The sequence below is a fragment of the Micromonospora sp. DT15 genome, assembly GCF_049841475.1.
In the GTDB taxonomy this organism is placed as follows: Bacteria; Actinomycetota; Actinomycetes; order Mycobacteriales; family Micromonosporaceae; genus Micromonospora.
On sequence record NZ_JBNCKJ010000011.1, the window covers coordinates 98,361 to 123,749 of the forward strand.

General features: G+C 72.7%; 20 protein-coding genes. 12 read left to right on the forward strand and 8 right to left on the reverse strand.

Features of this window, described 5'->3' with window-relative positions:
* Positions 1-2 precede the first annotated feature (2 nt).
* The 4 genes from nth to ACLQ3F_RS23665 all read left to right on the forward strand — a co-directional run bounded on the left by nth (position 3) and on the right by ACLQ3F_RS23665 (position 3,411).
* The gene (nth, locus tag ACLQ3F_RS23650; protein ID WP_425851462.1) at positions 3-791 is read left to right on the forward strand and encodes an endonuclease III; all 789 of its coding nucleotides are present in this window, start codon (positions 3-5) and stop codon (positions 789-791) included.
* Positions 788-1,480 (forward strand): redoxin family protein, encoded by a 693-nt coding sequence (locus tag ACLQ3F_RS23655; protein WP_425851463.1) that lies wholly within the window; start codon positions 788-790, stop codon positions 1,478-1,480. The genes nth and ACLQ3F_RS23655 overlap by 4 nt, the downstream gene beginning before the upstream one ends.
* Positions 1,477-2,169 carry an NUDIX hydrolase gene (locus ACLQ3F_RS23660; protein ID WP_355005979.1) on the forward strand — a complete coding sequence of 231 codons (693 nt, stop codon included), beginning with the start codon at positions 1,477-1,479 and terminating at the stop codon, positions 2,167-2,169. The genes ACLQ3F_RS23655 and ACLQ3F_RS23660 overlap by 4 nt, the downstream gene beginning before the upstream one ends.
* A gap of 63 nt (positions 2,170-2,232) precedes the next feature.
* Positions 2,233-3,411: a MarP family serine protease gene (locus tag ACLQ3F_RS23665; RefSeq protein WP_355005978.1), complete on the forward strand. Its 1,179-nt coding sequence runs from the start codon at positions 2,233-2,235 to the stop codon at positions 3,409-3,411.
* A 19-nt stretch (positions 3,412-3,430) separates the two neighbouring features.
* Here the strand turns inward: ACLQ3F_RS23665 and ACLQ3F_RS23670 are convergent, their stop codons facing one another.
* The 4 genes from ACLQ3F_RS23670 to eccCa all read right to left on the reverse strand — a co-directional run bounded on the left by ACLQ3F_RS23670 (position 3,431) and on the right by eccCa (position 10,418).
* Positions 3,431-4,135 carry a phosphatase PAP2 family protein gene (locus ACLQ3F_RS23670; protein ID WP_425851465.1) on the reverse strand — a complete coding sequence of 235 codons (705 nt, stop codon included), beginning with the start codon at positions 4,133-4,135 and terminating at the stop codon, positions 3,431-3,433.
* 37 nt (positions 4,136-4,172) lie between these two features.
* A complete protein-coding gene (locus ACLQ3F_RS23675) occupies positions 4,173-4,964 on the reverse strand; it encodes a phosphatase PAP2 family protein (protein WP_357257122.1) in 792 nt (263 codons plus the stop codon).
* Positions 4,965-5,016: 52 nt separating this feature from the next.
* Positions 5,017-6,357, reverse strand: a complete 1,341-nt coding sequence (gene mycP / locus ACLQ3F_RS23680; RefSeq protein WP_357199139.1) for a type VII secretion-associated serine protease mycosin — start codon at positions 6,355-6,357, stop codon at positions 5,017-5,019.
* A 74-nt stretch (positions 6,358-6,431) separates the two neighbouring features.
* Entirely contained in the window at positions 6,432-10,418 is a 3,987-nt protein-coding gene (eccCa, locus tag ACLQ3F_RS23685; protein ID WP_425851466.1) for a type VII secretion protein EccCa, read from the reverse strand.
* 101 nt (positions 10,419-10,519) lie between these two features.
* Between eccCa and eccD the strand changes: the two genes are divergently transcribed.
* Positions 10,520-11,923, forward strand: coding sequence for a type VII secretion integral membrane protein EccD (eccD, locus tag ACLQ3F_RS23690; protein WP_425851468.1), 1,404 nt, complete (start codon positions 10,520-10,522; stop codon positions 11,921-11,923).
* A gap of 31 nt (positions 11,924-11,954) precedes the next feature.
* On the opposite strand, the gene ACLQ3F_RS23695 is transcribed toward eccD, so the two are convergent.
* On the reverse strand, positions 11,955-12,461 hold the full coding sequence (locus ACLQ3F_RS23695; protein WP_099849144.1) for an inorganic diphosphatase: 507 nt from the start codon (positions 12,459-12,461) through the stop codon (positions 11,955-11,957).
* Positions 12,462-12,985: 524 nt separating this feature from the next.
* Here ACLQ3F_RS23695 and dacB point away from each other — a divergent pair.
* The 3 genes from dacB to tilS all read left to right on the forward strand — a co-directional run bounded on the left by dacB (position 12,986) and on the right by tilS (position 16,631).
* Entirely contained in the window at positions 12,986-14,464 is a 1,479-nt protein-coding gene (dacB, locus tag ACLQ3F_RS23700) for a D-alanyl-D-alanine carboxypeptidase/D-alanyl-D-alanine endopeptidase (protein ID WP_425851662.1), read from the forward strand.
* A gap of 93 nt (positions 14,465-14,557) precedes the next feature.
* Positions 14,558-15,628, forward strand: coding sequence for a zinc-dependent metalloprotease (locus tag ACLQ3F_RS23705; RefSeq protein WP_425851469.1), 1,071 nt, complete (start codon positions 14,558-14,560; stop codon positions 15,626-15,628).
* A gap of 10 nt (positions 15,629-15,638) precedes the next feature.
* Entirely contained in the window at positions 15,639-16,631 is a 993-nt protein-coding gene (gene tilS, locus ACLQ3F_RS23710; protein WP_425851470.1) for a tRNA lysidine(34) synthetase TilS, read from the forward strand.
* A 15-nt stretch (positions 16,632-16,646) separates the two neighbouring features.
* Here the strand turns inward: tilS and ACLQ3F_RS23715 are convergent, their stop codons facing one another.
* A complete protein-coding gene (locus tag ACLQ3F_RS23715) occupies positions 16,647-17,609 on the reverse strand; it encodes a GlxA family transcriptional regulator (protein ID WP_203121473.1) in 963 nt (320 codons plus the stop codon).
* A gap of 99 nt (positions 17,610-17,708) precedes the next feature.
* Between ACLQ3F_RS23715 and ACLQ3F_RS23720 the strand changes: the two genes are divergently transcribed.
* The 4 genes from ACLQ3F_RS23720 to folE all read left to right on the forward strand — a co-directional run bounded on the left by ACLQ3F_RS23720 (position 17,709) and on the right by folE (position 21,821).
* Positions 17,709-17,897 carry a hypothetical protein gene (locus tag ACLQ3F_RS23720; protein ID WP_355006099.1) on the forward strand — a complete coding sequence of 63 codons (189 nt, stop codon included), beginning with the start codon at positions 17,709-17,711 and terminating at the stop codon, positions 17,895-17,897.
* Positions 17,898-17,997: 100 nt separating this feature from the next.
* Positions 17,998-18,573 carry a hypoxanthine phosphoribosyltransferase gene (gene hpt, locus ACLQ3F_RS23725; RefSeq protein WP_091403272.1) on the forward strand — a complete coding sequence of 192 codons (576 nt, stop codon included), beginning with the start codon at positions 17,998-18,000 and terminating at the stop codon, positions 18,571-18,573.
* A 528-nt stretch (positions 18,574-19,101) separates the two neighbouring features.
* Positions 19,102-21,120 carry an ATP-dependent zinc metalloprotease FtsH gene (gene ftsH, locus ACLQ3F_RS23730; protein WP_357257137.1) on the forward strand — a complete coding sequence of 673 codons (2,019 nt, stop codon included), beginning with the start codon at positions 19,102-19,104 and terminating at the stop codon, positions 21,118-21,120.
* A 35-nt stretch (positions 21,121-21,155) separates the two neighbouring features.
* Positions 21,156-21,821 (forward strand): GTP cyclohydrolase I FolE, encoded by a 666-nt coding sequence (folE, locus tag ACLQ3F_RS23735; protein ID WP_091403265.1) that lies wholly within the window; start codon positions 21,156-21,158, stop codon positions 21,819-21,821.
* A gap of 86 nt (positions 21,822-21,907) precedes the next feature.
* Here folE and ACLQ3F_RS23740 read toward each other — a convergent pair whose 3' ends face one another.
* Both ACLQ3F_RS23740 and ACLQ3F_RS23745 read right to left on the reverse strand, forming a co-directional pair.
* The gene (locus ACLQ3F_RS23740; RefSeq protein ID WP_425851664.1) at positions 21,908-22,642 is read right to left on the reverse strand and encodes a hypothetical protein; all 735 of its coding nucleotides are present in this window, start codon (positions 22,640-22,642) and stop codon (positions 21,908-21,910) included.
* A gap of 13 nt (positions 22,643-22,655) precedes the next feature.
* The gene (locus ACLQ3F_RS23745) at positions 22,656-25,217 is read right to left on the reverse strand and encodes an FtsK/SpoIIIE domain-containing protein (protein ID WP_425851472.1); all 2,562 of its coding nucleotides are present in this window, start codon (positions 25,215-25,217) and stop codon (positions 22,656-22,658) included.
* Positions 25,218-25,389 lie beyond the last annotated feature (172 nt).

The window sequence follows — 25,389 nt, forward strand, 5'->3', positions numbered from 1 at the left end:
TCGTGACCAGTAGCCCTCCCGGTGCCAGCGAGACCGATCTCGGGCGCAAACGCCGTGCTCGCAAGATCGGCCGGGTGCTGGCCGAGACGCATCCCGACGCGCATTGTGAGCTGGACCACTCCAATCCCCTGGAGTTGGCCGTCGCCACGATCCTGTCCGCCCAGTGCACGGACAAGAAGGTCAACGAGGTCACCCCGAAGCTCTTCGCCCGCTACCCGAGCGCTGCCGCGTACGCCGGCGCCGACCGGGGCGAGATGGAGGAGTTGATCCGGCCCACCGGCTTCTACCGCAACAAGACCGACTCACTGCTCAAGCTCGGTCAGGCCCTTCTCGACCGGTACGACGGCAGGGTCCCGGGGCGGCTCGTCGACCTGGTGACGCTCCCGGGCATCGGCCGCAAGACCGCCAACGTGATCCTGGGCAACGCCTTCGACGTCCCGGGCATCACCGTCGACACGCACTTCCAGCGGCTGGTCCATCGGTGGCGGCTGACCACCGAGACCGACCCGGTCAAGATCGAGCACGCGATCGGCGCGCTGTACGACAAGCGCGACTGGACCATGCTCTCGCACCGGATCATCTTCCACGGGCGACGGGTCTGCCACGCCCGCAAGCCGGCCTGCGGCGCCTGCACGCTCGCGAAGCTCTGCCCTTCGTACGGCACCGGCCCGACCGAGCCGGCCGCCGCCGCGAAGCTGCTCAAGGGCCCTCGGGCGCGCGACCTCGCGGTGGCCGCCGGGGTCGACCCGGATCTGGTGCCCGCGCAGGCGGTCGCTGCGGAGGTGCCGTGAACCGCCGCCTCGCCCTCGCCGTCCTGCCGCTGCTGCTGGCGGTCACCGGTTGCACCAGCGGTACTGCCGGCGACGAGCCAGCCCCCCGCCCGGCCGCCGCTGAACGACCATCGCCGTTCCGGGACTGTTCGACGCTGAGCACGGCGCCCGCGGCACCGTCGCCCGGCTCCGGCACGGCGGCCCCGGCAACGGCGAATCCGCCGTCGCCCGGCCCGGGTGCGACGGCCTCCGGTACGCCTGGCACGACGGCCCCCGCCGCTGGCGGGTCGGCGTTGCCGGAGCTGACGCTCTCCTGCTTCACCGGCGGTGCCCCCGTCGTGCTGCGGGAGGTGGCCGGGCCGGCGGTGATCAACGTGTGGGCCTCCTGGTGCCCGCCGTGCCGCAAGGAGCTGCCCGCCTTCCAACGCCTCAGCGAGCGGGCCACCGGTCAGCTCCAGGTGATCGGGGTCAACAGTCGGGACAGCCGGGGCGGCGCCCAGTCCATCGGTGAGGACTTCGGCGTCCGGTTCCCGATCCTGGTGGACCAGGGCGAGGCGCTACAGCGCGAGTTGAAGCGCAACGCCATTCCGCTGACCCTCTTCGTCGACGGCGACGGTCAGGTCCGGCACATCGACGCCAGCGGCGCTCTCGACGACACCAAGCTCGCCGAGCTGGTCCGCCAGCACCTCGGCCTGGCGGTGCCGGCGTGACCCGTCGGCCACCCGGATGGATCGATCCGTTGCTGACCCGGCTGGGCACCGCCCGCGCCGAGGATTTCACCCGGCTGACCACGCCGACCGAGGGCGGTCGGGAGAGCGCCGTGCTGGTGCTGCTCGGCGAGCAGCCCGGCGCGGGTCCCGACGTGCTGGTCCTGCAACGCGCCGCCACCCTGCGCAACCACGCCGGCCAGCCCGCCTTTCCCGGGGGTGCGGCGGACCCGGAGGACGCCGACGTCCGCGCCACAGCCCTGCGTGAGGCGAACGAGGAGGTCGGCCTCGACCCGGCCAGTGTGACGGTGCTGGCCGAGCTGCCGAAACTGTGGATCCCGGTCAGCGACTTCGTGGTCACGCCGGTGCTGGCCTGGTGGCACGACCCGCACCCGGTGCACCCACGGGAGCCGGCCGAGGTGGCACACGTCGCCCGCCTGCCGGTCAGCGAACTGGTCGACCCGGCCAACCGACTGCGGGTCCGGCACCCGAGCGGCTGGATCGGGCCGGCGTTCTCGGCGCGCGGGATGCTCGTCTGGGGCTTCACCGCCGGGGTGCTCGCCACCCTGCTCGAGATGGGCGGCTGGGCCCGCCCGTGGTCGCTCGACCGGGTGGTGGAGCTTCCGCCGACCCGGGCGACACCGGCCCCGTCCGCCGGCACCGACGAGGCTGACGAGAACGCCCTGCGCTGACCGCGCGGTCACCATCCGCAAGCGATGGTCATCCGGCGGGCACACTGCCCGTACGCTTGACCCGTGTCCGTCGTGGATCTCGTCCTGCTGCTGCTCATGCTCGTGTTCGCGATCAGCGGATACCGCCAGGGTTTCGTCATCGGCGTCACGTCGTTGTCCGGCTTCTTCCTGGGTCTGCTGCTGGGTCTCCAGCTCGGCCCGCTGTTCGCCAGACAGTTCGTGGACGCCGGCACCCGTGTGCTGATCTCGCTGGTGGCCATCTTCGGGCTGGCAGTGGTCGGGCAGGCACTCGCCGGTTGGCTCGGCTCGCACCTGCGCAAGACGATCACCAGCGACGTGGGCAAACGGGCCGACGACGTCGGTGGGGCGCTCGTCTCGCTGTTCGCGGTGCTCCTGCTCGCCTGGCTGGTCGCCGTGCCGCTCGGCTCCTCCTCGGTGCCCTGGCTCGCCGCCTCGGTCCGCAACAGCGCGTTGATCACGGTGGTCAACCAGGTCCTGCCGGAGCAGGCCCACCAGCTGTCCACGGCGCTGGAGGACACCGTCGACACCGACGGGTTCCCGGACGTCTTCGGTGACCTCGCGCCCACCCGGGCCCGGCAGGTCGACCCGCCGGACCCGGCACTGGCCGGCTCGCAGGTGGTGGTCAGCGGTCGGCAGTCGGTCGTGAAGGTGCTCGGCTCCGCGCCCAGCTGCTCACGCCGGATCGAGGGTTCCGGCTTCGTGTACGCGGACGACCGGGTGATGACCAACGCGCACGTGGTGGCCGGCACCCGTTCGGTCGCCGTGGAGCTGGGCGGCGAGCGGTACGACGGCAAGGTGGTGGTCTACGACCCGAGCCGGGATCTGGCGGTGCTGCTCGTGCCTGGGCTGCCCGGGCCGTCCCTGCGGTTCGCCGCCGGCAACGCGGGCAGTGGCTCCGACGCGATAGTGCTCGGCTTCCCGCTCGACGGCCCGTACAACGCGCAGTCGGCGCGGGTCCGGGACGTCGACCGGATCAAGGGCCCGGACATCTACTCGTCCAACGAGGTGACCCGGGAGATCTACACGATCCGGGCGCTGGTCCGCAGCGGCAACTCGGGGGGCCCGCTGCTCTCCGCCAACGGCCTGGTGCTCGGTGTGATCTTCGCGGCGGCGTCCGACGACCCGAACACCGGCTTCGCCGTGACGGCGGCCGAGGCCCGCCCGGTGGCGTTGGCCGGTGCCGAACGCAACAGGCAGGTCGGCACCGGCGAGTGCACCTGAGCGTCGCCGCGAGGTCGGCTCAGCCTTGAGCCGGAGCGGGACGCCTGACGGCCGGCAGCTTCGCCCGGCCCCACCGCAGCCCCCGGTCCAGCACGGCACGGGCCATGATCGCGACGCACGTGCCGCCGTTGACGAAGGACGCCACCACGTCGCTCGGGTGGTGCATGCCCCGGTACATCCGGGTCAGCGCCACGCCCAGCGGCACCATCAGCAGCAGCGTCCACCAGGCGACCTTCGCGCCGGTGCTCCGTGCCCGCAGCGCCAGCAGCACGGCGATGCCGACGTAGAGCGCCACCGCCGCTGAGGTGTGCCCGGACGGGAAGCTCGACGTGGGTGGCGAGACGTCCATGTGCTCCACCGCCGGCCGCCGTCGGTCGATCGCCAGCGTGGTCAGAAGGAACACCAGTGCCTGGGCGGTCACCGCCGCGCACAGGAACAGCGGCTCGCGCCAGCGCTTCAGCCAGAGCCGTAGCGCCAACGCCACCAGCACGGTGACCACGACGATCATCTGGGTGCTGGCCAGCGTGCTGAACACCAGCGAGACGTTGTTCCATTCGCCGGTGCGGTCGGCGGCCAACTCTCGGTTCACCGCGTCCTCGACGGTGAACGGCCAGGTACGGGCGAACACCCGGGTGACCAGCACCCCGAGCAGCACCATGAGCCCCAGCAGGAGGGACACCGGCAGCAGCACCCGCCGGAGGATCTGGACCACGGTCTCGGACATGGGTCGCCCAGTACCCGGCCGAGCTCGTCGTCACTCCTCAGGCCGCTCCCGGGTGCCGCTCGACCTCGGGAGCAACGCCGTCGCGGGTCGGCCGGACCGGCCGAAGACCGGTGTGTGCCCGCCAACTGGTGAACGCGGCGGTGGTGGCAGCGACCACCGCCACACCGAGCAACCATCCACCCACCACGTCACTGGTGAAGTGCACGCCCAGCGTCACCCTGCTCAGCCCGGTCACCACTGTGAGCAGGACCGCCGCCACCCAGAGCGCGGCCCGCGCCACCCCGCGCCGGGCGTACGGCAGGAGCACCAGCAGCAGCACCCCGGCGGCCAGGGTGGCGTTCAGCGCGTGCCCGGAGGGGAACGAGTAGCCGGCGGCCCGGGCCACCGGGTCCAGCAACTCCGGTCGGTCCCGGCCGACCAGCAACTTGAGCAGCGGACCGACCAACCCGCCGACGACCATTGTGGTGGCCGCCCAGAGGGCCAGCCGACGGGCTCCCCGGCGCAGCAACCAGATCACCAGGAGCAGGACCACGGCGCGCAGTGGCATCGGTGCGAACACCTCGGTCCAGCCTCGCATCAGCGCGACCCAGGCCGGATGATCCTGGGCGTAGCCGTGCAGCGCGTCGGTGACCGCCGCGTCCAGCCGGTGCAGCGGCGCCCAGGCACCGAGCACCAGCAGGGTGAGCAGCGCGAACGGCACCAGCACCAGGAACGCCGCTGTCGCGGCGAGAGTGAGCCGCAGACCCAGCGCATGGTCCGGGTCGAATCGGCGGCGCCGCCAGGACGGCTGGCCGGTGGGAGCGAGGGTGGGCGGCCGGTGCGTACTCATGGGTCCGTTCTACCCGGCCGGGCAGCCGCTCAGGCCTGCCGGCCGGTCGCGATCAACGGGTCCGCTGACGCAACCGGCGCACCATCAGGGCCGCACCGCCGACCAGAGCGACGAGGAGCACGACAACGACCCACATCTGCTCCGGCGCTGACGTGTCCTGACCGCCCGCCGCCCGAGCCGTCCACCGGCTCTGCTGACCGGATGCGGCGAGACCGAGTGGATCGGCGCCGGCGCCGGCCACCGGATCGTCATCGACCGAGCCGGGCGCCGGACCGAAACCGGTCACGCCCGGCGACGTCTGGTCGTCCAACGGGTTGGCGGTCACCGGCGGCACCTGAGCGGTCAACGCGGCGACCGGGTCGACCACCCCGTACCCGAAGCGGTCGTCCCGCCCGGTCGGGCCCAGGTCCCGGGCGGTGGCCAACAACCGGTTGACCACCTCACCGGCGGGCATCTGCGGATAGCGGGACCGGACCAGCGCGGCGGTCGCCGCCACCAACGGCGCGGCGAAGCTGGTGCCCTGCACCCGCCAGTACCCGCCTGGAGGCTTGGCACCGACCAGGCCGCTGGCGGGAGCGGTGAGCACCGTCGCCCGGCCGGTGATCGAGCCGGACCACAGGTTGTCGCTGCTGCGTTCGAGACCAGACACGGCGATCACACCCGGCTCCCGGGCCGGGTACCAGACCTTGGTGCTGGTGGAGGTGGCCAGGTTGCCGGTGCAGGCGATCACGACCACGTCCCGGACGAACGCGTAGTCCAGAGCGGCGGCCAGGGCCGGGCTGTCACCGCTGCCGCCCAGCGACAGGTTGATCACACGCGCGCCGTTGTCGACCGCCCAGCGGACCCCCTGGGCGACGATCAGCGCGTCGTCGTAACGGTTCTCCTCGTCCAGCACGCGGACCGGCAGGATCCGGGCGTCAGGTGCGAGGCCGACCACGCCCCGCTTGTCGTCGTTGCGCCCGGCGATCAGGCCGGCGACGGTGGTGCCGTGACCCACCGGATCCGGGCCTGGCGCACCACCGGGGCCGACCAGGTCCTTGCCAGGAAGCACCTGACCAACCAGGTCGGGGTGGTTGCCGTCCACTCCGGAGTCGACCACCGCCACTGTCACGCCCCGGCCGGTCGAGCTGCGCCACGCCGTTTCGGCCTGCAACTCGTCGAGCTGCCACTGCTCGTCGCGGACCTGGTCGGTGCGGGCGACGGCGTCACCGGGGGCGAACGCCATCGGCGCGCCGGCGAGCTGTCCACCGTTCGTGGGCGCGGCGACCGGCACGACTGCCGCGGTCGGAGCCACGACGGCAAGCGCCGCGGCCACGCCGAGCAGCGCCCTGCTGGTCGCTCGTCGGGCCGCCGACGGACCGCTGTGCCGCACCCCAGTCACATACCCAGCCATTCATCCCGACGGAACCATGACGATCGGAGATTACCGGTTTCCCCACCCGTCACGGGAAGAACCGGCGAGTCAGGTCATTGCGGCGGCAGTTGTGCCAGCTGAACAAGGCGTACGCCCTCCCGTCGGGTGACCAGCCGACCACGCCCCGGCGGCAGCGGTCCGGGGCGCACCGACCCGACGAGTGCGCCCTCCTCGGGGCTGCCCGCCATCACCAGGCCGGCCGTGGACAGCTCCCGCAGGCGCTGCACGATCGGCTCGTACTGGGCCCGGCTCGCCCCACCGGACCGGCGGGCCAGCACCAGGTGCAGCCCGATGTCCCGGGCGTGCGGCAGATGCTCCTCCAGTGCGCGTAACGGGTTCGCCGGCCCCGCCGCCACCAGGTCGTAGTCGTCCACCAGCACGAACAGCTCCGGCCCGGACCACCAGGACCGGTCCCGCAACTGCTGCGGGGTGACCTCCGGCCCGGGAGCCCGCCGCTCCAGGTACCCGGCGGCCGACTCGACCAGGTCGGCGGTGTGAGCCGCCGCGGTGCCGTACCCGATCAGGTGTGGCGTCTCGATGGCACCGAGCAGGCTGCGCCGGTAGTCCACGAGGATCACCCGGGCCTGCTCGGGAGTGAACCGGGTGATGATCGACGTGGCCAGCGCGCGCAGGAACGACGACTTGCCGCACTCCGAGTCCCCGAAGACCACGAAGTGCGGCTCGGTGGCGAAGTCGATCGACACCGGGCGCAGGTCCGCCTCCGCGATCCCGATCGGCAGCCGCAGCCCGGTCGTCGAGGTGAGGTCCAGATCGGCGTACGGCAGCACCGGCGGGAGCAGCCGCACCCGGGGCGCCCGAGCACCCGCCCACCCGTCGGCGGCCCTCTTGACCAGGTCGGCGGTGTCTCCGCCGGCGGTACCGAGCTGCGGCAGCGCGGTGAGGAAGTGCAGGCCCTCAGCGGTCACCCCTCGGCCGGAGCGCTCCGGCACGTTGGCGGCCGCACGCCGGGCCACCAACGAGTCGGCCGGGTCACCGAGGCGCAGCTCCAGCCGGGAGCCGAACAGGTCCCGGATCGCCGGGCGGAAATCCAGCCACCGCAGCCCGGTGGCGACCACGTGCAGCCCGTACGACAGGCCCCGGGTGGCCAGGTCGGTGACGAGTGGCTCCAGGTCGTCGTACTCGCCGCGGATGGTGGTCCACCCGTCGATCACCAGGAACACGTCGCCGTACGGGTCGGTGCCCGGCTGGCCCCCGGTCCCCGCTGCCGCTCGACGCTGCCGGTACGCGGCCATCGACTCCACGCCCAGCTCGGCGAAGCGGCGTTCCCGGTCGACCAGCAGGGTGGTCATCTCGCCGACGGTGCGTCGTACGGCGGTCGGGTCGGCGCGGCCGGTCACCCCGCCGACGTGCGGAAGGTCGCGCAGCGCGGCCAACCCGCCGCCGCCGAAGTCGAGGCAGTAGACCTGCACCTCGGCCGGTGTGTGGGTGAGCGCCAGCGCGCAGATCAGCGTGCGCAGGGCGGTGGACTTGCCGCTCTGCGGCGCGCCGACCACCGCGACGTGGCCGGCAGCGCCGTCCAGCGCCAGCCAGAGCAGGTCCCGGCGCTGCTCCAATGGTTTGTCCACCACCGCCATCGGCACACCGAGTGCCCCGTGCAGCTCAGGGTTGCCCACTGTCAGCCCGCGTTTCGGGTGCACCTCCACCGGACCGAGCAGCTCGTCCAGGGCGGGCGGCTGGCCGAGCGGCGGAAGCCAGACCTGGTGCGCCGGCGGGCCCTGCCCGACGAGCCGGTCCACCAGCAGGTCGAGCAGCGTCCTGGTGCCCTCCTCCTCCGCCACGACGGGCAGGGCCGGGGTCGCCGGCTCGGGTACCGGTACGACGTGGGTGGTGAAGGTGAGCAGCCGCGCGCCTCCCTCGGTGGCGACGCCGCCCGGCGCGGCCCGACGGCGGACGGCACCGGAGACGTACGCGGCCTTGAAGCGGGCCAGCGGGTCGGTGCCGGCACGCAGGTAGCCGTGGCCCGGTGAGCGGGGCAGCTCGTGCGCGTCCGCCACGCCGAGCACCGTCCGGGACTCCAGCGCCGAGAAGGTGCGCAACCCGATCCGGTAGGAGAGGTGGGTGTCCAACCCGCGGAGCCGGCCCTCCTCCAGGCGCTGGCTGGCGAGCAGCAGGTGCACGCCGAGCGACCGGCCCAGTCGGCCGATCTGCACGAAGAGGTCGATGAAGTCGGGCTTGGCGGAGAGCAGCTCCGAGAATTCGTCGCAGATCAGCAGCAACGACGGCAGCGGGGCGAGGGGACTGCCGGCCGCCCTGGCCCGCTCGTAGTCGCGCACGCTGGCGAAGTTGCCGGCCCTCCGCAGCAGCTCCTGGCGGCGGACCAACTCCCCGTTGATCGCGTCCACCATGCGATCGACAAGGGGCAACGCGTCGGCCAGGTTGGTGATCACGGCCGCGGTGTGCGGCAGCCGGTCGAACGAGGTGAAGGTGGCGCCACCCTTGAAGTCGACGAGCACGAAGTTGAGCTGCTCGGAGCTGTGCGTGGCGGCGAGCCCCAGCACCAGCGTGCGGAGCAGCTCGGACTTGCCGGAGCCGGTCGCCCCGATGAGCAGGCCGTGCGGGCCCATGCCGTCCTGGGCGGACTCCTTGAGGTCCAGCTCGATGGCGCCGCCGTCCGCGCCCACACCGATCGGCACCCGCAACCGGTCTCGTGCCGAGCGCGGCAACCAGCCCTGTTCCGCGCTGAAGCTCTCCGGGTCACCGAGGCCGAGCAGCTCGGGGAGGCCCAGGTCGGCCTGGAGTGGGGAGTCCGGCCCGCGGGCCGCGCCGGCGAGCCGCAGCGGTGCCAACCGTCGGGCGACCGCCTCGGCGTCGGCCAGGTCCAACTGGTCGGCGGTGCCCACCTCGGCGTGCCCGTCGGACGACCGCGAGTGCAGCCGCCGGCCGTGCAACTCCAGCAGCAGCGCGTACCGGTCCAGCAGTCGGGGCGGCGGGGTGTCCAGGTCCAGCACTGTGACCGCGTCGATGCCGCCGTCGCCGGTCAGGTCACTGGCACCGGTCAGGTCGCCGCCGTCGAGGACCACCACCACGTGCTGGCCGTCGGTGGCCGGGCCGGCCGGGCTGAACCGGGACCGGGTGGCCAGGACATCGGCCAGCAGCGACTCCAACTCGGCGGCCGAGCTGGTGACCAGGCGTACCGGGCCGAGCGCGTCGGCGCGGCCGGGATGGTGGGCGTGCGGAAGCCACTTCACCCACTCCCAGCAGGCGCGGCGCTCCGGCCCGGCACAGACCGCGACGAGCAGCTCGTCGGGGGCGTGGAAGACGGCCAGCTGGGTCAGCACGGCCCGGACCAGCGCCTGCGCCGCCGGGTCGCCGGTGGGTGGCCCGCCGGTGGTCGGGGCGGTCGCGGTCCGGCCACGGGCGGCGGAACGCACGTGCACCCGGGCGAAGCTGCGCAGCGACAGCGCCACCGGCAGGTCAGGCACCACTGAGTACGCGTCCAGGAAGCGGCGCAGCGCGCCGGCGGTCATCGGCTCCAGCTCCTCCAGCGGCCGGGTGACCGGTGGGACCAGTGGGGTGGCCAGGGTCTGCGGCCCGACGGCCACCCGCACCACAGCGAAGTCGGGGTCGGCGGGGCGACGTTCCCAGACCCGGTGGCTGTCCACCGTCGACCAGAGCCGGCCCGGATCCGGGTGCCGGTAGTAGAGCCCGGCCCGTTGCTGGCCCGCGGTGCGCCGTACCCGCCGCCGCAGTGTGGCCAGGTGGCGCAGGTACTCCCTGCGGGCGGCCATCATCTCGGACTTCTTCGGGGTGCCGGAGGCGCTGCCCCAGGACGTCACCAGCATCGCCAACGAGGAGAGCCCGAACATGCCGCCCACCACGTACGAGTAGGCGCCTCCGCCCCGGCCGAACATCATCGCCATCGCCACGGTGCCGCCGAGCATGGGCAGCAGCATGAGCAGTTGCTGCCACCGCCCGCCGGTCACCACGGGGATCTCCGGTGGCGCGTCGACCGACAGCTCACCGGCGGGAATCTCCGGCGCTGGTCGGCGCGGTGGGCGCTTGATGACGACGGTGGACACTCGGCCTCCTGACAGCGCTGGGTAACCCGAGCCTGGCTCATGGTAGGTAAAGTCCTGTCGTCCGCGCAGCCTCCGATCCCAGTTGATATGGAGACCAGTCGATGACTACCGGGCTGGCACGCGTCACCATCAGCGCGCCGCAACGACGGGTGGACGTCGCCCTGCCGGAGCAGGTGCCCCTGGCTGAGCTGCTGCCCGACGTGCTCCGGCACGCCGGTGTCGGGCTCGCCGACGACGGCGAGCAGCACGGCGGTTGGGTCCTCCGCCGCACCGACGGGGCGCTGCTGGTGACCGCACAGGCGCTGCTGCCGCAGGGGGTCCGCGACGGTGAGGTGCTGCACCTCGTGCCGGCCCGCGCGCACTGGCCCGAGTTGGAGTACGACGACGTCATCGAGGCCATCGCCGACGGTGCTCGCCGCCGCGGCGGCGCCTGGTCGCCGACCGCCACCCGGGCAGCCGGTCTGGCCGGTGCCGCCGTACCGCTCGCGGTCGGTCTGCTCGCGCTGCTCGCCGGCGGTCCGACGCACCGGGCCGGCTGGCTGGCGGCCGCCACGGTGGCGCTGGTGCTCACCGTGGCCGGCACGGTGGCCTCCCGCGCCAACGGCGACGGCACCGCCGGCGCGACGCTCGGCGGCTACGCGCTGCCCTACGCGTTCACGGCCGGTGCCCTGGCCGTCGGCTCCGGTGATCCGGTCGGGCCGATCGGGCCGGCCCGCTGGGTGGGCGCTCCCGAACTGCTGGCCGGCTCGGTCGCGCTGCTGCTGGTGGCGTTGATCGGTCTCCTCGGAGTGGCCAGTCGGCTGCGGGTCTTCGTGGCCGGCGTCACTGTCGGCCTGATCGGCGCGGGGGCGGCGCTCGGTGGGCTGCTGACGACCACTGCCGGTACGGCGGCGGTGCTGCTCAGCGCACTGGTCTTCGCCGTCGGTGTCATCCCGCTGCTGGCCATCCGGCTGGGAAAGCTGCCGCTGCCGCCGATCACCCTGCCGGCCGCCACCCCCGCTGAGGAGCCGGAGCGGGTCCGGGATCTGCCGGACCGGGGCCGGGTGCTCGCCGCGGTGATCCGCACCGAGGAGATGCTCACCGGGATGCTGATCGGCCACGCGCTGCTGGTGGTGGCCACAGCGGTCGTCCTCGTGGTCGCCGGTGGCACGGCGGGCCGGGTGCTGGTGGCGGTCACCTCGGCTGTGCTGCTGCTGCGGTCGCGGCTGTTCGTGGCGCTGCGACACCGGGTGCCGACGGTGCTCGCCGGGCTGGCCGGCTACGCGGCGCTGGGTGCCGTGCTGGTCGGTCCGGCCGACGAGACATGGCGACTGGTGCTGGTTCTGGGCGGGGCGGCGCTGGCCCTGGTGGCGGTCGCCAGCGGCACCGGGTACGCCCGCCGGCCGGTCTCGCCGTACCTCGGGAGGGTCGCGGACCTCACCGACACGGCCCTGGTGGTCGCCGTGGTGCCGATCGCCTGCGCGGTGCTCGACCTGTACGACAGGGCCCGAGGGTTGCTCGGTTGAGCGACCCTCGGGCCCTGTGCGTCAGCGGTCGTCAGTGCATGGATTCGCCGCGCGCCTCGGCGTCGCGGGCCCGCTTGTAGGAGGCGTGGATCTCGGCCTCGGCCTCGGTGCGGCCGACCCAGGTCGCGCCCTCCACCGACTTGCCGGGCTCCAGGTCCTTGTAGACCTCGAAGAAGTGCTGGATCTCCAGGCGGTCGAACTCGCCCAGGTGGTGGATGTCGCGCAGGTGCTCCTGGCGAGGGTCCTCGTAGGGCACGCAGAGGACCTTGTCGTCCCCGCCCTTCTCGTCGGTCATCCGGAACATGCCGATGGTGCGGCAGCGGATCAGACAGCCCGGGAAGGTCGGCTCGGGGACCAGCACGAGGGCGTCCAGCGGGTCGCCGTCCTCGCCCAGGGTGCCCTCGATGAACCCGTAGTCGGCCGGGTACTGGGTGGAGGTGAAGAGGGTGCGGTCCAACCGGATCCGGCCGGTCTTGTGGTCCACCTCGTACTTGTTCCGGTGACCCTTGGGGATCTCAACCGTCACGTCGAAATCCATCTGCACGCTCCCTCGTCTGCCCACGCTGGCTAACGGAACCACTGGCGGCCCTCCGGACAGGTGAATGCCCACCCGCCGACTCCGGCCGCCGCATAGTCTTCGGACCGAAGTAGTGTCACCCAAGCCGATTTTCGCTGGGGGAGGAGGGGGTCGTGGGGAGGGAAGATTCACACTACCGCCCGGATGGGGGCTCCGCGCACGGTACCGGACGATCCGGCTCCGGCAGTGCCAAGGGGCGGGTCCCGGTGCCGGAGGCGCACCTCCCACGGGCTCCCGAAGTAACGACCCCGGCGCCGGAGACGGTGCCTGAGCGGCCCCCGCCGCTGCCCTGGAGCCCACCGGTGGGGCCGGCATCGCCCGCTCCGAACGCGGGTCGCTTCCCGGTAGCCGGCGGAGACCAACCGGTGAGCGGCCCGCCACGCGGCAGTGCCACGGTCCCGGTGAGCCCTGCGCCGGTCAGCCCGTCGTTCGGTCCCGGGCCGACCGCCCCCGACCAAGGTGAGGTCCCCCCGGTGGGGCCGCCGATCTCCGCGTTGCCGGCACCCGCCGACGCCGCGCCGGCGCCCGCACCCGCCGCGCCGCGCCGCCGGAGACGGCTGCCGGTGGTGCTGGCCGCCGTGCTCCTGCTGGTGCTCGCCAGCGTCGGAGTCGTGATCACCCGTCCCGGCCCGGTCGCCGGGTGGCTGGGCGACGATGCCGGGTCCGGGCCGAACGCGGTCGGCGTGACTCCGGAACCCGCCCCGTCGGACGTGCTGGGCGGCCCGGATTCGAACGCCCCGGTGCCCACCCCGGACGGGGTTCGGGCCGTGCTCGATCCACTGGTCGGCGTCGCCGCCCTGGGTGACCGGGTGAACGTCTCGGTCGCCGACGTGATCACCGGTCAGACGTTGTTCGCCAAGGGGGCGGACGACGGCACAGTGCCCGCCTCGGTGACGAAGCTGGCGACCGCGGTGACGGTGCTGGCGGCCCGGGGGCCCGGCTACCGGATTCCCACCCGTGCCGTGGCCGGCGCGAAGGCCGGCGAGGTGGTGATCATCGGGGGTGGTGACCCGACCCTCGCGATCAACAAGAAGGGTTACTACCCGGGCGCGGCGCGCCTCGACGATCTGGCCGCCCAGGTGCGTACCGCGCTCGGCGGCACGCCCCCGACCAGTGTCACGGTCGACGGTTCGGTCTACTCCGGCCCGGTCTACGGCCCCGGCTGGGACGACGACATCCCCACCGGCGGTTCGGGGGGCGCGGTGACCGCGCTGATGACCGACGGTGCGCGTACCGACCCGGGCGTCGAGCACGGGTCCGCCCCGCGGTTCGCCGAGCCGGACCTGGCCGCCGGCAGGGCGTTCGCCCGGTTGCTCGGGGTGCCGACCGACTCCGTGAAGCGGGGCGCGGCCCCGCCCCAGGCGGCGGCCGGTGCCAGCCCGGCGCCGGGCACCGAACTGGGCGTGGTGCAGTCCCCGCCGCTGATCAGGCTGGTCGACGTCATGATCAGCGAGAGTGACAACCTGGTGGCCGAGGCTCTCGCCCGGCAGGTCGCGTTGGCCCGCGGTCAACCCGCCTCGTTCGACGGCGGCGCCGCCGCCATGGACGCCGAGGTGGCGGAGCTGGGCCTGCCCGCTGACGAGATCAGCGTCTCCGACGGCAGCGGCCTGTCCCGGCTCAACCGGATCAGCCCGTCGCTGCTGACCGATCTGATCCGCCTGGCCGCCAGTCCGGACCATCCGGAGCTGGCCGGCGTCTTCGGTGGTCTACCGGTGGGCGGTTGGTCCGGGACCCTGAACGAGCGCTACCGCACCGCCGCCGGCACCGCCGCGGGCGCGGGCAGCGTCCGGGCCAAGACCGGCACCCTGACCGGCGTGCACTCCGTCGCGGGCCTGGTCACCACCGCCGACGGTCGGCTGTTGACCTTCGCGGTGCTCACCGACAAGGTGCCGGGGGACCGGGACACCGCCCAGCCGGCACTGGACCGGATCGCCGCCGCGCTGGCGGGCTGCGGCTGCGGCTGACCGTCGCCGGTTCGGGGGCGACGCGGTCGTCATCGGCGTCGATCGAGGGCGCGAGCCCGGGCCGGGGTGTCGCGGCGCGGGTACGGTGGGTTCATGGCGCAGTTCGTGGACTGGGATCTGGCCGCCGCCACCGCGGGGGCGTTGAGCAAGTCTGGCCCCCGCGTGTCGTACGCGGAAGCCACCGACGTGGTCGGCGACCTGCGTCGGCTGACCGACGAGGCGGCCGGGCACGTGGCCGACTACACGGGGTTGCGGGCGCAGGTGTCGCATCCGCCGGTCCGGGTGGTCGACCGCCGCGACTGGGCCGCGACCAACATCGCCGGTCTCCGCGAGGTGATCACACCGCTGGTGAGTCGGCTCTCCGGCGACAAGCAACCGGGCGCGTTGACCGAGGCGATCGGGTCCCGGCTCACCGGGGTGCAGGCCGGGACGGTGCTGGCCTACCTCTCCGGCCGGGTGCTCGGCCAGTACGAGGTCTTCTCGGCCGACCCGGGCCAGCTGCTGCTGGTCGCGCCGAACATCGTCGAGGTGGAGCGCAAGCTCGGCGCCGACCCTCGGGACTTCCGGCTCTGGGTGTGTCTGCACGAGGTCACCCATCGCACCCAGTTCACGGCCGTGCCGTGGATGCGGGCCTATTTCCTCAGCGAGGTGCAGGCGTTCGTCGACGCCTCGTCCAGCGGAAGCGAGCACCTGGTCGAGCGGTTGCGGCGCGGGGTGGCCACGTTGTCCGACGTGGTCCGTGATCCGGAGAGCCGCACCAGCGTGCTGGACATCGTGCAGACCCCGGCGCAGCGGGCCGTACTGGACCGGCTGACCGCGTTGATGACCCTGCTGGAGGGGCACGCCGAGTTCGTGATGGACGGCGTCGGCCCGCAGGTGATCCCGAGCGTGGAGCGGATCCGGGCGTCGTTCAACCGACGCCGGGAGGCGGGCAACCCGCTGGAGAAGGCGATCCGCCGGCTGCTCGGCGTGGACGTCAAGATGCGCCAGTACGCCGAGGGGCGCAAGTTTGTGCACGGGGTGGTGGAACGCGTCGGCATGGACGGCTTCAACTCGATCTTCAACTCGCCGCTGACTCTGCCTCGGCTGTCGGAGTTGGGTGACCCGGACGCCTGGGTTGCCCGGGTGCACGGCCCGGCCGGCACCATCCCGGCCGCTGGCTGACCACCCGCCGGTGGCCGCGCTCGCTCCGCCGGTGGCCGCGATCCGGGTGGCGGTCCGCCGCGCACTGACGGGTCTGCCGTCCGGCGGGCCGGTGCTGGTCGCCTGCTCCGGTGGTGCCGACTCGCTCGCGCTCGCGGCGGCCACCGCCTTCGTGGCGCCACGGCTGGGCCGCGCCGCGGGGCTCGTCACCGTCGACCACGGCTTGCAGGACGGCTCCGCGGAGCGTGCCGAGGCGGTGGCCACCTGGGGGCGAGGGGTCGGGTTCGTGTCGACGACTGTGGCCCGGGTGGAGGTGGCCGGGCGCCCCGGCGGGCCGGAGGCGGCCGCCCGCGAGGCCCGCTACCAGGCGCTGACCGAGGCGGCCCGGCAACAGAACGCCGTCGCGGTGCTCACCGGGCACACCCGTGACGACCAGGCGGAGACGGTGCTGCTCGCGCTCGCCCGGGGCGCCGGCCCACGCGGGCTGGCCGGAATGCCTGCCCGCCGCGACCTGGGCGGGGTGCCACTGCTGCGTCCGCTGCTGGAGATCGGTCGGGACCAGACCCGCGCCGCCTGCGCCGTCCTCGGGCTGAGCCCGTGGCAGGACCCGCACAACAGCGACCCGTCGTACGCCCGGTCGAGGGTGCGGGGCGACCTGCTGCCGGCGCTGGTGCGGGCGCTCGGGCCAGGTGTGGTGGACAACCTGGCGCGTACCGCCCGGCTGGTGGCCGCCGACAACGCCGCCCTCGACGAGTTGGCGGGGACGGCTCTGGCGGCGGCCCGGTGCCCCGACGGAGGGCTGTCCGTACCGACGCTGCTCGGCCTGGTTCCCGCCGTACGCGGCCGGGTGCTGCACTCCTGGGCCCGCGAGTTGGGCGCGCTGCCCGGTGCCCTGTCGCACCGGCACGTGGCCGCTCTGGACGCCCTGGTGACCGATTGGCACGGCCAGGGCCCCACCGATCTGCCCGGGGGTGTCCGGGTGCTCCGCCGCGCCGGCCGGCTGGCATCGGTGCGCCCCGCCTGACCTGACCGGCCGGTCTCAGCCGCTGTGTGCCCGGTCCCGGAAGGTGGTCCGGTAACTGTGCGGGGTGGCACCGACCCGGCGACTGAAGTGGTGGCGCAACGCGGCCGCGTCGCCGAAGCCGGACTGGTCGGCGACCGCCTCCACGCTCAACGGGGTCTCCTCCAGCAGCCGCCGGGCGAGCAGCACGCGCTGGTTGGTGAGCCAGTCGTGCGGGGTGGTGCCGGTCTCGGCGCGGAACCGGCGGGCGAACGTGCGGGGTGCCATGCCGGCGCGGGCGGCCAACTCCTCCACGGTGATCGTCCGGTCCAGGTGGCCCATCAGCCACTCCAGCACCGGTTCGAGGGTGGGTGCCTCGGGCGCCTTCGGGATGGGCGCCTCGACGTACTGGGACTGGCCGCCGTCGCGGTGCGGCGGGACCACCATCCGCCGGGCCAGCCGGGTCGCGGTGGCCGAGCCGTGCTCCTGGCGGATCAGGTGCAGGCAGGCGTCGATTCCGGCCGCCGTGCCTGCGCTGGTGAGCAACCGACCGTCCTGGACGTAGAGCGAGTTGCACCGCACCCGGGCGCGCGGGTGCCGGCGTTGCAGCTCGTCCACGTACCGCCAGTGGGTGGTGCACTCGCGGTCGTCGAGCAGCCCGGCCTCGCCGAGCAGGAAGGCTCCGGAGCAGACGCTGAACAGGTGCGCTCCGCGGGCGTCGGCCCGGCGGAGCGCGTCGAGCACCGGGCCGGGGACCGTGGTGCCCTGGCTGTGCGCGGGGATGGCCACCAGGTCGGCCTCGTCGACCGGGCCGAGGTCGGCGTGTGGGGTGAGGTGGAAGCCGGACGAGGTACGCACGGGAGCGCCGTCCGGGCTGCACACCTGGAAGCGGTAGGCGGGGAAACCGTCGGCTGTCCGGTCGGTGCCGAACACCTCGGCGAGCACGCCGAGCTCGAAGGGAGCGACCTGGTCGAGGGCGAGGACGGCAACGGACCGCAGCATGTGACGAGGGTAACCCGACAGGTGGCAGTAAATCGATGACCACTGGCATTCCTGCCACTGTCCGATCGCTTCGCGGGGTCGCAGACTTGTCTCAGTCCGGTGCGCACCGGCGGCGAAACCGACAGCAATCATGCGAAAGCGAGCGCCGCCATGGAGTTCCTGTTCATCCTCCTGTTCCTCGTCCTCCTCGCCACCGCCTCGGCGGCCGGCCTCACCGTCGACAGCCACGATTCGGCCGACTGGAAGCCGAGCGACGATGGCCGCCGCTGGCGGTCACGCACCAACTGATGTGATTAGCGTTGTTTGGGCAGAAAATCCTCGGCGGGACCGCGCCAAAAGGTGCGGCCCCGCCGACGGAGGCCATCCGACGTACGGCAGGCTAGGAGTCATGGCTGACGGCTCCTGGTACGACGCCGACATCGACCACGTGATCATCTCCGAGGCGCAGATCCGCGAGAAGACGGCGGAGCTGGCCAAGCAGGTCTCCGCCGACTACTCCCACGTAGGCGACGGGCTGCTGCTGGTGTGCGTACTCAAGGGCGCGGTGATGTTCATGGCGGACTTCGCCCGGGCGCTGGGCCGCAACGGCCCGCCAGCGGAGCTCGACTTCATGGCCATCTCGTCCTACGGCCAGGGCACCACCTCCTCCGGGGTGGTCCGCATCCTCAAGGATCTGGACCGGGACATCGCCGGTCGGCACGTGATCGTCGTCGAGGACATCGTCGACTCCGGGCTCACGCTCTCCTGGCTGCTGCGCTACCTCGAGTCGCGCTCGGCGGCGAGCGTCGAGGTGGTCGCCCTGTTCCGCAAGCCGGACGCGGTGAAGGTGCCGGTACCGGTGAAGTACGTCGGCTTCGACATCCCCACCGAGTTCGTGGTCGGGTACGGCCTCGACTTCGCTGAGCGCTACCGGGAGCTGCCGTACGTCGGGGTGCTCAAGCCCGAGGTCTACGCCCGCTCCTGACGCCGGGCCGACCCGTTGCGACGGCCCGCGGGTCGACATGAGCCCGACTTGTATCGGCATCCATCAAGCCGACGTTCAGCGCGCTCTCAGCTGATGCGGTTACCGTGTAGCACGGTGGCCCGGAGGTTCCTCCGCGCTCGACCCACTCGATCGCGTGACCGGGCGCTCGGGTAGCCGAGCCGGACTCCCCGCCACGCCGGCTTCCACCCGGACTCGCCGTACGTTGGCTGCGGGGCTGGTGGGCCTGCCCACGGTGCGTGTCGTCGATGTCGAAGGCGCGTGAAGTGCGGAGGCTCGCAGGTTCGCTGCTGGCGTACACGGTCTTTTGATGGTGCACGACTGCGGGGCTCGCAAGCTCACGCCTCGCGTACACGGTGTACCGTCGAATGACCGCGGCGCGGTAGTTTTCGCGCCTCGGGGTCGAGTCGGCCCGCACGGCGGCTCCGGCCGCCGCTCAATGCGGCGACACCATCAGACGGTCAGGACGTCGATCAGGAGGATGCGGGCGCCCCGGCGCTCGACAACAGTATGGAACGTACGCGTTTCTTCCGCCGACCGGTGGTCTGGATCATCCTGGTCATCCTCGGCGCCGTTGTGCTCAGTCAGCTGTTCACCAGTGGTCCCAGCTACCACCGCGTGGACACTTCCGTTGCGCTCGATCAACTGCACACCGCCAAGATCAACAAGGTGGTCTTCCAGGACAAGGAGCAGACGCTCCAGCTGGACCTGGCCCAGAAGACCAAGTTCGGCAAGACCGAGACCAACAAGATCGAGGCCCAGTTCCCGTACCAGGCTGGCGACCAGGTCTGGAACGAGGTGCTGGACGCCAAGGCGAACAACCGGGTCACCGGCCCGGCCGACGCCAAGGTCTCCTCGGACAGCATCTGGGTGAGCCTGCTGGTCAACCTGCTGCCGATCGCGCTGCTCGTGCTCCTGCTGCTGTTCTTCATGTCGCAGATGCAGGGCGGCGGCTCCCGGGTGCTCAACTTCGGCAAGTCCAAGGCCAAGATGATCACCAAGGACACTCCGAAGACGACCTTCGCGGACGTCGCGGGTTCCGAGGAGGCCGTCGAAGAGCTGTACGAGATCAAGGACTTCCTGCAGAATCCGGCCAAGTACCAGGCCCTGGGCGCCAAGATCCCGAAGGGCGTGCTGCTGTTCGGCCCGCCCGGCACCGGCAAGACGCTGCTGGCCCGCGCGGTCGCCGGCGAGGCCGGGGTGCCCTTCTACTCCATCTCCGGCTCCGACTTCGTGGAGATGTTCGTCGGCGTCGGCGCCAGCCGGGTCCGTGACCTGTTCGAGCAGGCCAAGACCAACGCCCCGGCGATCGTCTTCGTCGACGAGATCGACGCCGTCGGCCGGCACCGTGGTGCCGGCATGGGCGGCGGCCACGACGAGCGGGAGCAGACGCTCAACCAGCTGCTCGTCGAGATGGACGGCTTCGACACCAAGGGTGGCGTCATCCTGATCGCGGCCACCAACCGGCCGGACATCCTCGACCCGGCGCTGCTGCGCCCGGGCCGGTTCGACCGGCAGATCCCGGTGGACGCCCCCGACATGGAGGGCCGCAAGGCCATCCTGCGGGTGCACGCCAAGGGCAAGCCGTTCACGCCCGACGTCGACCTCGACGCGGTGGCCCGTCGCACGCCGGGCTTCAGCGGCGCCGACCTGGCCAACGTGATCAACGAATCGGCCCTGCTCACCGCCCGCAAGGAGCAGCGCGCCATCTCCAACGACTCGCTCGAAGAGTCGATCGACCGGGTGGTCGCCGGTCCGCAGCGGCGGACCCGGGTGATGAGCGACAACGAAAAGAAGATCACCGCGTACCACGAGGGCGGCCACGCGTTGGTCGCCTGGGCGCTGCCGCACGCCGCGCCGGTGCACAAGGTGACGATCCTGTCCCGTGGCCGCTCGCTGGGCCACACCCTGGTGCTCCCCACCGAAGACAAGTACACGCAGACCCGCGCCGAAATGATCGACACCCTGGCGTACGCGCTGGGCGGTCGCGCTGCCGAGGAACTGGTCTTCCACGAGCCGACCACCGGTGCCGGCAACGACATCGAGAAGGCCACCCAACTGGCCCGCGCGATGATCACCCAGTACGGCATGAGCTCCAAGCTCGGCGCGATCAAGTACGGCACCAGCGGGGACGAGCCGTTCCTCGGCCGCAACATGGGCCACGAGCGGGACTACTCGGACTCGGTGGCCGCCGAGATCGACGGCGAGATGCGGGCACTGGTCGAGCTGGCGCACGACGAGGCCTGGGAGATCCTGGTGGAATACCGGGACGTCCTGGACAACATCGTGCTCGAGCTGATGGAGAAGGAAACTCTCTCCACGGCCGACATGGCGCGGATCTGCTCCCGGGTGGTCAAGCGCCCGCCGCTGGCGCCGTACAACGGCTTCGGCAAGCGTCAGCCCTCCACCGAGCCGCCCGTGCTCACCCCTGCGGAGAAGGACAAGCTCAAGGCACAGGCCCAGGCCGACGGCGCGCAGGCGTCGGTTGGGGGCGTGGTGCCGTCCAACAACTCGGACGGCACGCACTGAGCAACGACCCGACGGCCAGCTCCCCACACCGGGAGCTGGCCGTCTCCGCGACCGAACCCGACGGCGACGACGAGCTGGACTACGTGGCCGCCCGGCTGATCAGCGGCAAACTGACCGGCCGGCCCGTCGAGGACGCTGTCGACCTCGGCCGGATCGAGAAAGCCGTCCGCGAGATCCTGATCGCGGTCGGCGAGGACCCGGACCGCGACGGACTCCAGCAGACCCCGGCCCGGGTCGCCCGTGCGTACGCCGAACTCTTCGCCGGCCTGCGGGTCGACCCGGCCCAGGTCCTCAGCACCACCTTCGAGGCCAACCACGAAGAGCTGGTCATCGTCCGGGACATCGACGTGATGAGCCTCTGTGAGCACCACCTGCTGCCCTTCCGGGGCAGCGCGCACATCGGCTACATCCCAGGACCCGACGGGCGGATCACCGGCCTGTCCAAGTTGGCCCGACTCGTCGAGGTCTTCGCCCGTCGTCCGCAGGTGCAGGAACGGCTCACCTCACAGGTCGCCGACCTGCTGATGAGCAAACTCGCGCCCCGCGGCGTCGTCGTCGTGCTCGAATGCGAACACATGTGCATGGCGATGCGCGGCATCCAGAAGTCCGGTGCCAAGACCATCACGTCGGCAGTACGCGGCATCCTGCAGTCGGACTCCAAGTCGCGGGCCGAGGCGATGGCGCTGATCATCCCCCGCTGAGATCCCGTCGCACCGCGGCCGGCCGACACCCCAACCGGGACGGCCGGCCGTCGCGTTTGCGCACCAGCCCGGGCGGGTCCTGCCCGTCAGCCAGCGAGCAGGGCCAGCAGCAGGCCGGCCGTGGCCAGCACCGCCGGCACCAGGCACACCAACGCGCCGAAACGCACCGTACGGTCCAGCCGCTCGGTGGGGCTGACCCGGAACAACCTGCCAATGCCGATCCAACCGGCGACGAACGCGACCGCCGGCATCGGCAGCCCGCAGATCAACGCCGCCACGGTGGCCGGTCCCACCCCCGTCGCCGCCAGAACCACGACCTGGATCAGCGGCACCAACAGCGCGAACGGCCCGTACACCAGGAGGTTGCGCGCCCTCGCGGGCCAGGACCCCGGCCGGAACCCGCGGCGCGCGGCCAGCGCCCCGTCCGCCGCCTCGGCCCAGCCACGCGCGGTCCGCAGCGCCGCCAACACGGCCGCCGGACCGCCCGCCATCGACCGGGCCGCCTCGGTCAGCTCCGGCGGTGACGGCACCAGGGAGATCGCCGGTACGCCCAACTCGCGCAACCGTTCCTGCTGACTCGCCAGCCCGGTACGGAGCACCGTCAACTCCTCCCGGGCGGCCTCCGCCGACCGGGCCTGCTCACCGGCGGCGGCAGCCGCACCCCGGCGTACCCCGTCCAGCTGGCGGGCGGCCGCAAGATACTCCGTCCAGGCATTGCTGGGCTCGACCGCCCGCGGCGTGGCGTCCCCGGTCGCCGCAGCTGCCCGCTGCCGCCCCGGCCCGGTCACCGTCGCGATCGAATCCACCTCGACACCCTCCACGTGCGCCACCCGATCAGCCGGCCACGTCGGCGAACGGCACCAGGACCGTGCCCCGCTCGTCCGGACCGTCCCAGAGCACCGCCCGGTCGGGGCGCACCTGCCACTCGACCGGCCGACCGAAGACCGCCGTGAGCTGCGCGACCGGCACGTCCAGCACGGCCACCGCCGCCAGCTTGTCGACCTCACCAGCCGGCTCGAACAACGCGGCGAACGGCGGCACCGCACGCCACCAGCCCAGCAGATGCCGCCCGGCCGGCGGCCCGTCCCGTAGGAGCGACCTCAGCCGGTCCAGCGGCAGCTCCCGGGGACCCGGCCGGTCCAGCCCGAAGACCACCAGATACGTCGGCAGGTCGTGGGCCGCGTCCGCGAGCAGCGTCGGCAGATCCACCAATTCGGCCGGATGCCGGGCCGCCAGATCGGCCGTCAACGCCTCCGCCAGGACCCGGGCCCCGGGATCCGGTGCCGCCACCAGGAAGCGGGCACTGCCCGGCGCGTGGTGAGCCGACGTGCTCCGCGCCGCCGTCGCCAACAGCCCGCCCGCCGCGGTGCCCGACCCCAACACCGCGAGGTTGCGCCCAGCCGCCGGCCCCAACGGCACGGCGACCGTCGAGCGGGCCACGTCCACCGCCCGGCCCAACAGGGCGGCCGGCCCGTGAGCCTGTCCCGCCAGGGCCGCCCGGTGGCGCGGATCATTGCCCAGCAGCGGGCGGGCGTAACCCGCGAAGACCACCGGCGGCACCGACCCCGCCGGACGGGCCTCCCACAACTCGTGCCGCAGCTTCTCCACGACCTCCGGATGATCCTGCGGGTCCGGGTGACGGATCAACCGCTCGTGACCCCGGATCGCGCCCCGTGGGCCGCCGAGCCCGCCGGCCGTGTTCACCACCGCGCTGCCCACCGGCAGACCGGCCGCCGAGTCGTTTGTCGGCTCCAACACCGGACTGCCACCCGGCAGCGCCACCCGCACCGGGAACTGCCCGAGCACCGAATCCCGATGACCAGTTTCCGCGCGCGCACTCAGCCCCAACTCGCCAGCACCCGCCAGGACCAGATGCACGCCGTACGCCCGACCCGCCCGGGCCAGCCCGTCCAACTGGGCGGCCACCTCGGCGGCCAGCCGGTCCCGCTCGACGAAGAGCAGCGGCACATTGTCCACCACACAGACGATCCGGGGCAGCGACTGGTGCTGACGCAGCTCCGCGAAGCGTTGCCCCCCGGCCCGAGCGCCCGCCTCCGTGCGGCGCTGGACCTCGGCCGTCAACTCGTCCAACAGATCCCGGACGTACTCCCGGTCGGCGGCCATCGCCGCCGCGCGCACCTGCGGAACCCACGACCGGTCTCGCTCGGTCTGCAGGAACTCCACAAAGGACTCGCCATCGCCGAGATCCGCCAGGTAGAACGCCACGTCGTCCGGGCCGTACCGGGCGGCCAGGCCGAGCAACGCGGTGGTCAGGAACGCCGCCCGCCCCGCCGCGGACCGGCCGCTCACCAGCCAGTGCGGGGTCAACTCGGTGAAGCCCAACGGCACCGACCGGCCCCCGGCATCGCCGACGGTCGTGGTCAGCCCATCGGCCGAGTCCGATTCCCACAGTCGCTCACCCGTCGGCGGCAGCAGAGCACCCAACGCCAACCGGGAACCCGCCTCCACCTGCTCGGCGAGCCGCCGACAAACAGCGTCGACCAGCTCGGCCGGCGGGTCCGACTCGACGAAGACCGGCGAGTTCAAACCGCCCGGCGGATCAGCGCCCGGCCCGGCGAACGACGCCCCCGGCGGATCGCCGAGCAGCGCGTACGCATTACGCAACGCCAGCGCAGTGGTGTGCGGCAGCGGTGCCCGGGCCGAGTACGGGCCGGCGGGCGGCCAACCCGCCACCACCAGGTGCAGCCCAGCGGCCGGCCCCTGCTCGGCCAACGTCTCGATGCGCGCCAGATCGGTCGGGCCTGTCGACTCCGGAAGCGCGGCCACCACCAGCAACAGCGTCCGATCGTGGCGGCGTCGCCCACTCGCCCCCGGCGTCACCCACTGCTCCGCCTCGGTCAGCACCGCGCGCAGACCCACCACGTCCACCGCCGGTGGCGGCAACAGGCCAGCATCAGCGAGTGCCCCGAACGGCGTCAGCACAGCCCCGGTGGCATCCACAGCGCGAATCAGCAGGGCACCCGCCGGGGCCGCACCCAACAACCGCAGGAGTACGGCCCGGAGCAACCCCGCAACCCGTGGCTCCCGTGCGTCAGCGTCCACGCTGAGGTGACCGGTGCCGACAAGTGGCACCAACGCGGGAAAACGAGCGTCGTCCAACGGTGCCGCAGTGCCGACCCGAACGAACGGCGGCGGACCATCACCGGCCGGCGAGTCCACGGTGAGTGAGTCCAGTGCAGCGCCCGACCAGCCCGGCGCCAGCAAGGCCGCAGCCGTCCGCAACCGGTCGGCCACCTCGTACTGGCGGCGCTGATCGGCCGGAGCCGGCCGCGTCTCGTCCAGGATCCCGGCAGCCGCGGTCGCGACGGCCGACGCCCGACGGTGCAGGGCTGCGGCGCGGTTCGTGCGAGCCTTCGGACCGGCCACCGCGTCCACCCCCTCTACCCGAGGTTGGCAACCCCTCCCCGAGCAGAGACGGTATCCCAGCCGACGGTCCTCCTCCGGGAGGTGCCTCGGCGCTGCGCCGGTGTTGTCGTGGATCTCACCGGTGGGGAGGGGTCCGTCACGATCCGCTGGATCTGAGGCATTGGCTCCGGAGCGTCCAGCC

Excerpts from the sequence above, each read along its gene's own strand:
- ftsH (WP_357257137.1), top strand. The coding sequence starts at position 19,102 with ATGGAACGTACGCGTTTCTTCCGCCGACCGGTGGTCTGGATCATCCTG.
- ACLQ3F_RS23675 (WP_357257122.1), bottom strand. The coding sequence starts at position 4,964 with ATGAGTACGCACCGGCCGCCCACCCTCGCTCCCACCGGCCAGCCGTCC.
- mycP (WP_357199139.1), bottom strand. The coding sequence starts at position 6,357 with ATGGCTGGGTATGTGACTGGGGTGCGGCACAGCGGTCCGTCGGCGGCC.
- ACLQ3F_RS23715 (WP_203121473.1), bottom strand. The coding sequence starts at position 17,609 with ATGCTGCGGTCCGTTGCCGTCCTCGCCCTCGACCAGGTCGCTCCCTTC.
- hpt (WP_091403272.1), top strand. The coding sequence starts at position 17,998 with ATGGCTGACGGCTCCTGGTACGACGCCGACATCGACCACGTGATCATC.
- ACLQ3F_RS23705 (WP_425851469.1), top strand. The coding sequence starts at position 14,558 with ATGGCGCAGTTCGTGGACTGGGATCTGGCCGCCGCCACCGCGGGGGCG.
- ACLQ3F_RS23670 (WP_425851465.1), bottom strand. The coding sequence starts at position 4,135 with ATGTCCGAGACCGTGGTCCAGATCCTCCGGCGGGTGCTGCTGCCGGTG.
- ACLQ3F_RS23695 (WP_099849144.1), bottom strand. The coding sequence starts at position 12,461 with ATGGATTTCGACGTGACGGTTGAGATCCCCAAGGGTCACCGGAACAAG.
- eccD (WP_425851468.1), top strand. The coding sequence starts at position 10,520 with ATGACTACCGGGCTGGCACGCGTCACCATCAGCGCGCCGCAACGACGG.